The organism is Nostoc sp. CCY 9925 (assembly GCF_963920935.1).
Classification (GTDB): domain Bacteria; phylum Cyanobacteriota; class Cyanobacteriia; order Cyanobacteriales; family Nostocaceae; genus Nostoc.
The window spans coordinates 1-2,767 of the sequence record NZ_CAWUDO010000242.1 but is presented as its reverse complement, the minus strand read 5'-3'; the positions used below and the strand labels follow the sequence as shown (position 1 = coordinate 2,767).

The window sequence follows — 2,767 nt, the reverse complement described above, 5'->3', positions numbered from 1 at the left end:
GTGACTCTCGTTGCAGTGTGCTGTTGTCCAGAGATTTCATTTGTAATTCTTCTTCCTCTTCCTCTGGTATTTCTTGGCGTTGCATCAGAGGCGTGATGGAACTTGCCAGAGATTTCATTTGCAATTCTTCTTCTTGTGGCATTTGTTGGCGCTGGATAGACGGAAGACTTCCAAGTTGTGCCAATCTTCCTACGACATCCTGCGCGACTGCATCAGCTTGTTGCTCGTAAATATCTCCTGGCTGATTAACCGTGAGTTTGGTTTGGGGACGACGCAGTGATATTCGACTAATGTCGTGTCCTAGAGATTTGTTTAGTGCTGCTTTAGATGAAGCACCAGAGGATTGTAAACCAAAACCGCGCGTTGGCTGTCTGAGTGCAGGTATTGAGAAAGAATCTGTAGTAACTTTCTTGGGCTGAATGATGCGTTCTTTCATATTTTTCTGATGCCCAACCAGTAGGTAGATAAATATTTTGCTGATACCAATATCTAGTGTAGAGCGATCGCAATTTTAACACAACTGATCAAGTATTTAAAATCAATGCGAAACCTGGTTAGTTATTGGGCATTGCGCTTTTGCAAATGACCAATGACTAATGACTAATGACTAATTCGACTTTTGGCTACTTTTGATTCTGATGCAGTACCTTTAGCCTTGATTCTAGGAGAGTTTTTTTATTTATGGACTCATATCAGCAACAAACTTTTTTCATATTTAATGGAGACATTGGTGGTACTGCTGGATACGCGGGGGTTTCAGTGACTTCTGATGCCAGCAAAGTGGCTCAAACTGCAAGTAAATACCTCAACGATTCACTGCTGCTGAACGAACTTACAGAGCATGTGTATAAACTTTTGCAAGAGGATTTGCGATCGCAGCGTGAAAGAATTGGTAATTATAGTTCTCAAAGGTGGTTTTAATGGCTGGAAATGGTAATAACGGCAAAGTTACTCACGAATTAAATTATGTTACTAGTAATCGTTTTTACGTAGAAATAGATAGTTCTATTGCTGCATCTTTCACTGAATGTACAGGCTTGAGTGTTCAGATTAAGAAAAACGTTTTTCAAGAAGGTGGTGTCAACGACCAGCAAAGAATTTACTTAGGTCATACAGAATTTGCAGACATTACTCTTAAACGTGGAGTTACCGACCATCCAGGTTTTTGGAACTGGATAAATGCAGTTTTTGATGAACAAAAGAGAACATCCCGACGGAATGTCAACATTCTGATTTTTAATCAATCTGGTGAAACAATGATGAGTTGGACTTTGATTGGTGCTATTCCAGTAACCTGGAAAACACCTGCACTCCAAGCCGATGGCAAAGCCGTTGCTATTGAGGAATTAACTTTAGCTTATGAAGGCTTAAAAGTTGCCAGAACTACAGGAGGAGGTAATTCTGTAGAACGAAATGAAAAAACAGGATATTTCGTTTCTAGTTAATTTGCTATTTTTTTAACTATAACTATGCAAATCATCAAACCCCTATTAACAAACAATACTCATCCACTTGGTATTACATCATCTTTATCTAATACTCACAGATTCATATTCAGAAAAGAGTCTGATTTTCTGCATTCGCGCAGTCATTTAATCAGCCCTATACAAACAAAATCACCATTAGTCACATCTTCTCACTTTTTATTATCTCGTGAGCAAGAACCATCAATACAACCAGTCATAGGCTGGGATAGTTGGGATAATCCAGATATCAATAGTGGATTTCCATTTATTGATTTTGACCCTTTTGAGTCAACAGATTCAGAAGAAAATAATAATTTTAGTACTACTGAATTATTAAAAAGTGAAATTCCACAAATACCGCCAAATGTAATTGGGAATAACATAATTAAGGAAATATCACCAGAAACAAATATTAAAAAGCCAAGTAAAAATAAAATTCAAACTAAATCTCAACCTAAATCAACAAACCAATCTCAACAACAACCAAAAACAAAGACAAAATCTAAAAATAAAAAATCAGTAAAATCATCTGCGGCTAAGAATGTTGTAAAAGCTGCGGATGAAAGTAATATTCCTATTAATCTTAATCAAGATATCTTTATACCATCAGATGATTCTCTATCTACTGAGGTGAATTCGAGCATTGAACAAACAAAAAATGAATCTCATGTATTAAAATCTCAAAGTCCCGATTCTCTCTACGCTACGGACACTTTGCTCAAGTTGGGAAACCCCCCCACACAAATGTCCTCCTCTACGCCTCTGTGGGAAAACAATTCTCCCACATCACAACATGATATTGATGATGAGCTTGTTAGTAATAGTACACCTATCATCACAGCATCTATTTCGCCTAATGTTCAAGATCAACCAACTTTGTTTAGAAAACCGCTCAACGAAGAAACTCAAATAATTTCTGAGTTACCATCTAGTTTATCCAATACAGAAGCGTCCATTCCAGAGAAAAATTCGCCATTAGAACAAAACAATAAATTAGACAATAACACAAGTGAATTAGTAGATAATTCCCCTAGAGAACTATCTTTAGCTCATAATAATGGTGAAAAAATTAGCCGGCCTAGTGAGTTTAACAACGACCAACAAGAAGTAGTCACTGAAGAATCACAAAAACGTGAGATTTCAGATACCTCAGCTAGCCCAACGGTACTAAAACAAGATATTGAAACTACCCAATCATCAAAAAAAATAGATATCCCAGATATCTCAGTTAGCGAAACGCCACTACAACAAGATATTGAAACTACCCAATCATCAAAAAAAATAGATATCCCAGATATCTC

At 36.9% G+C, this 2,767-nt stretch carries 4 protein-coding genes; 3 read left to right on the top strand and 1 reads right to left on the bottom strand.

What is annotated here, in order from left to right:
• Positions 1-436, bottom strand: a 436-nt coding sequence (locus tag ACM0OY_RS40015) for a hypothetical protein (RefSeq protein WP_414574239.1), incomplete at its 3' end; no start/stop codon positions are given.
• A 245-nt stretch (positions 437-681) separates the two neighbouring features.
• Between ACM0OY_RS40015 and ACM0OY_RS40010 the strand changes: the two genes are divergently transcribed.
• The 3 genes from ACM0OY_RS40010 to ACM0OY_RS40000 all read left to right on the top strand — a co-directional run.
• Positions 682-921 carry a hypothetical protein gene (locus ACM0OY_RS40010; protein WP_414574238.1) on the top strand — a complete coding sequence of 80 codons (240 nt, stop codon included), beginning with the start codon at positions 682-684 and terminating at the stop codon, positions 919-921.
• The gene (locus tag ACM0OY_RS40005; RefSeq protein WP_414574237.1) at positions 921-1,445 is read left to right on the top strand and encodes a phage tail protein; all 525 of its coding nucleotides are present in this window, start codon (positions 921-923) and stop codon (positions 1,443-1,445) included. Before ACM0OY_RS40010 ends, ACM0OY_RS40005 begins: the two co-directional genes overlap by 1 nt.
• 24 nt (positions 1,446-1,469) lie before the next feature.
• Positions 1,470-2,767, top strand: a 1,298-nt coding sequence (locus ACM0OY_RS40000; RefSeq protein ID WP_414574236.1) for a hypothetical protein, incomplete at its 3' end; no start/stop codon positions are given.